We start from the raw sequence: 6,000 nt of genomic DNA on the forward strand, positions 1-6,000 counted from the left end.
GGATGCTGATCAAAATCCAACTGAGGATGACAGCAAAGATAGCAAGAAAGATAACGAATAATCGTGAAGGGCTAGGCCGAGAAATCGGCTTAGTCCTTTTTAAACCAAACAGATTAATCGACAGTTGGATTCGCTTAGTGATATGATACGAGAGATCTCTAGAGAAAGTAGGACGATTCATGATTTTAGTGATTGATGTTGGGAACACAAATTGTACGCTTGGCATTTACCGGGAAGACAAACTGGTGCAGACATTTCGGATGGCGACGGATAAAGCGAGAACGGCAGATGAGCTTGGGATGCTAGTTTTAGGCTTCTTTCAGCAAGCTAGGATTAAACCGGCTGATGTGCATGCCATCACTATTTGTTCGGTGGTGCCACCTGTCATGCATGCAATCACGACGATGTGTCGCCGCTATTTTGAGATCGAGCCACTTGTTGTTGGGCCTGGGATTAAGACGGGACTCAATTTAAAAGTGGATAATCCGCGCGAAGTGGGAGCTGACCGGATTGTGAATGCTGTTGCGGCGATTCATGAGTACGGGAAACCGGCCATTGTTGTGGATTTTGGAACAGCGACCACGTTTTGCTATATTGATGAAAAAGGCATGTACCGCGGCGGGGTAATTGCACCGGGGATTATGATCTCAACGGAGGCACTTTATACGAAAACGGCGAAGCTACCACGTGTTGATATCACGGAACCGGAACATGTGATAGGAAAGTCAACGGTTAGTGCGATGGAAGCGGGGATTTTTTATGGTTTTATCGGGCAGTGTGAAGGTATCATTCGAGAAATGATGCGTGAAACGGATTCGAAACCAACGGTAGTTGCAACTGGAGGGCTTGCGCGGTTTATTACCGAGAAGTCTGAACTAGTTGATGTAGTAGATCCCTTCCTTACACTAAAAGGGTTGAACTTGCTTTATCAGCGAAATAAATCTTAAGGAGATAAGAAATATATGAGTGATTATTTAGTAAAAGCTTTGGCTTATAATGGATATGTTCGAATTTATGCGGCGGTGACGACAGAAACGATTCGCGAAGCGCAGGAGCGGCATGATACTTGGCCGGTCGCTTCAGCCGCACTGGGTCGGACGATGACTTCGACTCTGTTTTTGGGTGCGATGCAAAAGGAAAATCAAAAAATTACGACGAAGGTCGAAGGAAATGGCCCAATTGGGACGATTATAGCGGATGGGGACACGGAGGGAACGATTCGTGGCTATGTGATGAACCCGCATGTCAACTTTGAAGAATTAAATAGCGCCCACAAGCTTGATGTTAGGCGTGGTGTCGGAACGGAAGGCACTCTTTCTGTGGTGAAAGATCTTGGGTTTGGTGAAAACTTTACAGGGCAAGTTCCAATCGTTTCTGGTGAGATTGGTGAAGATTTCACTTACTATCTTGCGAATTCGGAGCAAATAAATTCGTCAGTGGGTGTTGGTGTACTTGTTAATCCGGATACGAGCATTCGAGCGGCTGGTGGCTTTATGGTTCAACTACTTCCAGGTGCTGATGAGGCAATCATTGAGGAAATTGAACGTAATTTGGCAAGTTGTCCCACGGTTTCTCGCATGATTGACAGCGGTGAAACGCCGGAAGACATTATCGCACGTCTAGCAGGTGGGAAGGAAAACGTGCAGATTCTTGAAAAACTGCCTGTGAAGTTTGAGTGTAACTGTTCGAAAGAGCGCTTTAAGACGGCGATTCAATCGCTTGGTAAAGACGAAATTCGTGCGATGATTACAGAAGATCACGGTGCAGATACGGAATGCCACTTCTGCAGACGGCACTATGAGTTTTCGGAAAGTGATCTTGAAGAAATCTATCAAGAAGCAAAATAATGAATGTTGAAAGCTGTTCAGTTTATTTGAACAGCTTTTTTTAGTGGGAAACTTTAAATTTGACAAAAAAGCTCGGAATTAGATAAAGTAAGAATAGAAATGAATGTGAGGAGCGAGGTAAATGAAAATTGTAAACTCAATAACGGATTTAATTGGAAAAACACCGATAGTTAAGCTGAACCGTCTACCAGATGTGGGGAGTGCGGATGTTTATGTGAAACTGGAATTCCAAAATCCGGGTGGAAGCGTGAAGGACCGGATTGCCAATGCGATGCTTGAGGAAGCAGAAAAAGAAGGTGTCATTAAACCGGGGGATACAATTATCGAGCCAACTAGTGGAAACACGGGGATTGGACTAGCGATGGTAGCGGCTGCTAAAGGGTACAAGGCAATTTTTGTAATGCCCGATACGATGAGTTTGGAACGCCGTAAACTGCTGCAAGCTTATGGAGCAGAACTTGTTTTAACGCCTGGGGCAGAAGGAATGAAAGGTGCGATTGCTAAAGCAGATGAACTAGCGAAAGAAAATGGCTATTTTATACCGCAACAATTCCATAATCCTGCTAATCCAAAGGTTCACGAAGAAACAACCGGACCTGAGATCGTAGAAGCGTTTGGCAAAGATGGTCTCGATGCTTTTATTGCGGGTGTTGGAACTGGTGGAACGGTTACTGGTGTCGGACACGTGCTTAAGAAAAATTATCCTGATGTTAAAATTTATGCACTTGAACCAGAAGAATCGCCTGTTTTGAGTGGCGGCGAACCGTCTCCACATAAAATTCAAGGAATTGGAGCGGGATTTGTTCCAGATACTTTAGATACGAAAGTCTATGATGGTATACTTAAAATTTCAAGTGAGGATGCGATTAAAACAGCACGTGAAGTAGCGAAGCAGGAAGGGATTCTTGCTGGTATTTCATCGGGAGCAACTATTAGAGCTGCACTAGATTTAGCAAAAGAGCTTGGAGAAGGGAAAAAAAGTGCTGGCCGTTGTCGCGAGTAATGGGGAACGCTATTTAAGCACACCGCTTTATGACTTTGACTAGCTAAATAAGAAAAAGTAAATAATTTTCTTAGTGAATTTTAATGATTTCCACAGCAAGAACACTTTTTTGTTAGGTAATATATGTTTATAAGCTAACAACAAGCAATTTTCATTCTTTCCCTTTTTTGAATGAAAATCCCAAAACTCCCTTTTGACCAATGTGGTTTACTCCCTTTTTCCACATTGGTTTTTTATGTGCGAAAAGAATGGATGAGGAAAAGTTTCTTCTTTTCTTAGTAAATTTTCATGAAATACAAAGCAAATTTTATTTTTAAAACGATATGATCTATACATAAGCTAACAACAAACAACTTTTTCATTCTTTCCCTTTTTTGAATGAAAACCCAAACTCCCTTTTTGACCGATGTGGTTTACTCCCTTTCTCCACATCGGTTTTTATATGCCTAAAAATAATGAGAGTATTTTTCTAGATTTCTTAGGAATTTATTATAGAATTCCAAGCTCTTTTTATTCGAAGTGAATTAAACTATATTTGTAAGTTAGCAACAAGTAAAACTTTTTCATTCTCCTCCCCAGAGAATGATAACCCAAACTTCTCTTTTGGTCGATGTGGTTTTTACTCCCTTTTTTCCACATCGACTTTTTTATGTCTAAAATGAAAGAAAGTTTTTTTGATTCTTAGTGAACTTTCATAGAACTCCAAGCAGAATTTCTTTTTGATTCGTTATGATGTATTTATAAGCTAACAACAAGCAAAACTTTTTCATTTTCTTTCTCCCAAAAGAATGAAATCCCAAAACTCCCTTTTTTGACCGATGTGGTTTTACTCCCTTTTTCCACATCGGTTTTTATGTACAAAAAATGAAGGAAAGCTTTTCTATTTCTTAGTGAATTATCATAAAATTCCCAGCTAGTTTTATTCTAAGCTGGTTAGAATATATCTATAAGTTAACAACAAACAACTTTTTCATTTTCTTTCTCCCAAAAGAATGAAAATTCCAAAACTCCCTTTTTTGACCGATGCGGTTCACTCTCTTTTCCGCATCGGTTTTTTTGTGTCAAAATTTTTTACAGGAAGTGAGAAATGTGCCTTTCTAGGGGGCTCCAATTTGCTATCAATAATTTGAGGCGCCTTTTTAATTAAAACGCTTTCTTTTTTTGTAAAACTAGCGTAAAGCGACTGGATTTTTGCTATAATAACGATGAGGTGAGCGGAATGGAAAAGGTATGGACGAAAGATCATCCAAGTATGGTAATGGGCATTTTAAATGTGACTCCTGATTCGTTTTCTGATGGGGGAAGATACATAGAGCTTGAAAAAGCAGTCGAACGTGCCATCCAAATGGCAACTGATGGCGCTGAAATTATTGATATTGGTGCGATTTCAACGAGACCAGGCCATGAAGCTGTTTCTAAAGAAGAGGAAAGAGAGCGTCTTTTGCCGGTCGTACGAGCTGTGCGAGCCGCACTTCCAGATATTTGGATTTCCGTTGATACTTGGCGAAGCGATGTGGCGGAGGAAGCTGTGCTTGCTGGAGCGGATTTCTTGAACGATCAGTGGGGGGCAAAATTTGATCCACAGATAGCTGATGTGGCGGCTAAATATCAAATTCCCATTTGTTTGATGCACAATCGTAAAGACCAGGCGTATACAAATTTTATGGAAAATGTGAAGGAAGACTTACTAGAAAGCATCCAGATTTGTAAAGCGGCAGGTGTGCCAGATGAGCACATTATCCTTGATCCTGGTTTTGGCTTTGTGAAAACTAAAAATCAAAATCTTGAGGTTTTGCGTCGTGTGGATGAACTTGTGGACTTAGGCTATGAAGTGTTGCTTGGAACAAGTCGGAAAGGTACGATTGGTTGGGTACTGGATCTCCCGGCGGATCAGCGAGTGGAAGGTACGGGAGCCACGGTAGTTTACGGGATTACAAAAGGTTGCTCAATTGTACGTGTGCATGATGTGTTGCAGATTGCGCGGATGGTCAAAATGACGGATGCGATCACTGGGAAAGTGATCTTGGATGAGGAGAAGGGATGAGGACATTGGATAAAATTTATATGAATGAACTAAGTTTTTATGGCTATCATGGTGTTTTGCCAGAGGAGAATAAGTTGGGACAGACGTTCCGAATTTCGCTTGTTCTGCATCTGTCAACGCGAAAGGCAGGGGAAACGGATAGCGTGGAAGATACAGTGAGCTATGCGGATGTGTATGAGACGGTGAGGGCAGTTGTTGAAGGGAAGCGGTTTAAGTTGATTGAAGCGGTCGCGGAGACAATTGCGGCAGAAGTTTTGGCGGGGTATCCACTTCTTTTTCGGGTAACTGTCAAAGTGGTGAAGCCGAACCCGCCGATTCCTGGACATTATCACTCGGTTGCGGTAGAGATTGACCGGGAGCGTGGTCTTTAATGAAGACGGCTTATCTTTCGCTTGGGACGAACTTAGGGGATCGCTTGCAAAATTTGACGGATGCTGTGCAAATGCTGAATGCGTCAGATGGGATTTCTGTTGTACGGATTTCAAGTGTTTATCAGACAGATCCGGTTGGCTATGAAGATCAAGATGTTTTTTTTTAATATTGCGCTTGAAATTGAGACAAGTCTCTCGCCGGATGAACTGCTTCAGCGCTGTCTTGCGATTGAACTTGAGCTGGGGCGCGTTCGCTTATTTAAGTGGGGCCCGCGTTTGATCGATATTGATCTTTTACTTTATGAGAATGTTGAGATGGATACGGAGAAACTTAAAATTCCGCACCCATATATGAAGGAGCGTGCTTTTGTGATGATCCCTTTGCAAGAAATTGCCGAACCGGTTGCGGCTGAATACTGGCAAGATGATTTGGTCGCTGGGCAAACGGTTTTGAAGACAGATTTTCGAATTGAACAGTAAAAAAAATGGCTTGCGAATCTTTGAATCTGTGTTAACATATCACTAGCGCAAGAATAAGGAACTTTTTTGAAAAGGAAGGGGTTTTTAAATGTTTCAAATTGGTGATGTGGAGATTAAGAATCGCGTGGTTGTTGCACCGATGGCCGGCATTTCGAACTCTGCGTTTAGGCTGACGGTAAAGGAATTTGGAGCAGGACTTGTTTGCTGTGAAATGATCAGTGACAAAGGGATTGCTTATCGCAACAAGAAAAACGA

The 6,000-nt window shown here is 42.0% G+C and carries 5 protein-coding genes and 2 pseudogenes; all 7 read left to right on the forward strand.

The window, feature by feature from the left end; translation table 11 throughout:
* Nucleotides 1–179: 179 nt before the first annotated feature.
* Nucleotides 180–947 (forward strand): type III pantothenate kinase, encoded by a 768-nt coding sequence (locus MAQA_RS12905; protein WP_036074452.1) that lies wholly within the window; start codon nucleotides 180–182, stop codon nucleotides 945–947.
* A gap of 15 nt (nucleotides 948–962) precedes the next feature.
* Nucleotides 963–1,847 carry an Hsp33 family molecular chaperone HslO gene (gene hslO / locus MAQA_RS12910; protein WP_036074454.1) on the forward strand — a complete coding sequence of 295 codons (885 nt, stop codon included), beginning with the start codon at nucleotides 963–965 and terminating at the stop codon, nucleotides 1,845–1,847.
* A 121-nt stretch (nucleotides 1,848–1,968) separates the two neighbouring features.
* Nucleotides 1,969–2,893, forward strand: a pseudogene (gene cysK, locus MAQA_RS12915) (cysteine synthase A).
* A gap of 1,176 nt (nucleotides 2,894–4,069) precedes the next feature.
* The gene (gene folP / locus MAQA_RS12925; RefSeq protein WP_479481412.1) at nucleotides 4,070–4,894 is read left to right on the forward strand and encodes a dihydropteroate synthase; all 825 of its coding nucleotides are present in this window, start codon (nucleotides 4,070–4,072) and stop codon (nucleotides 4,892–4,894) included.
* A 5-nt stretch (nucleotides 4,895–4,899) separates the two neighbouring features.
* Nucleotides 4,900–5,265, forward strand: coding sequence for a dihydroneopterin aldolase (folB, locus tag MAQA_RS12930; RefSeq protein ID WP_036074465.1), 366 nt, complete (start codon nucleotides 4,900–4,902; stop codon nucleotides 5,263–5,265).
* A pseudogene (gene folK / locus MAQA_RS12935) lies at nucleotides 5,265–5,745 on the forward strand (2-amino-4-hydroxy-6-hydroxymethyldihydropteridine diphosphokinase). The gene folB and the pseudogene folK overlap by 1 nt, the downstream one beginning before the upstream one ends.
* Before the next feature lie 88 nt (nucleotides 5,746–5,833).
* Nucleotides 5,834–6,000 (forward strand): tRNA-dihydrouridine synthase (locus MAQA_RS12940; protein WP_036074459.1); only part of this gene is annotated, 167 nt, incomplete at its 3' end.

The organism is Listeria aquatica FSL S10-1188 (assembly GCF_000525795.1).
Lineage (GTDB): Bacteria > Bacillota > Bacilli > Lactobacillales > Listeriaceae > Listeria > Listeria aquatica.